Source organism: Meiothermus granaticius NBRC 107808 (assembly GCF_003574355.1).
GTDB lineage: Bacteria > Deinococcota > Deinococci > Deinococcales > Thermaceae > Meiothermus > Meiothermus granaticius.
On record NZ_QWLB01000100.1, the window covers coordinates 1 to 721 of the forward strand.

Sequence of the window (721 nt, forward strand, 5' to 3'; positions counted from 1 at the left end):
CAACGATGGGGGCCCCGTCCAGACTCACGGCCTGGTTCATCCCCACCAGAGCATGGCCCAGGCCCAAAAAACCATTCCCGGCCTGGCCTGCGTTCACCCAGCCCGGTGCGGCCCCGTCCCCGGCGGCGGCCCCGTGATACCAGCCGTAGCCAATTCCAGGAAAGGCCTGAGCCAGAGCATGTGCATAGTCCCGCCAGATGGCCCGGAGCTCCGAGGTATAGTTTTTGAAAAGCATCCACCAGCCGTAGTCCCAATAGTTGGTCTGCCGGATGGCCGAACCGTCGGGGTTCTGGTAGGGCTCGGGGTCGTGGTCGAAACCGTCCCACCCCTCGCTTTGCAGAATCCGAGCGGCGGCGGCGTGCTGCTGAATCATCCGGTTCCAGGCGGCGGTATCGGTCGGGGGGGCTGGATGGGTGGTGCGGATCACCACCCGCTTGCGCCGCCTGACCCCGGCGGCCTTGCGCAACTGGTCGGCAAAGGTCAGCTCGTTGAGGGTGAAGCCCGGACGGCAACACTCTAGGGTGAAACCGCTGACCATCAGACTGACCCCTTCAAAGGGAGTGTTGTTAAGGGCCGCAATGTCGTTGGCGGTGAGGCTGTCGGTCCAGTGGTCGCGGTCTCCGGCGCTGCGGATGTCCCACAAAAATTTGAACCCACCCAAGCTGGGGGATAGGGTGGGCTCAAATTTTTGTGGGACATCCGCAGCGCCGGAGACCGCGAC

At 64.1% G+C, this 721-nt stretch carries 1 protein-coding gene; it reads right to left on the bottom strand.

The features are described 5' to 3' along the window. Positions 1 to 721: hypothetical protein (locus Mgrana_RS16925; RefSeq protein WP_170146517.1), on the bottom strand; the 721-nt coding region annotated here is incomplete at both ends.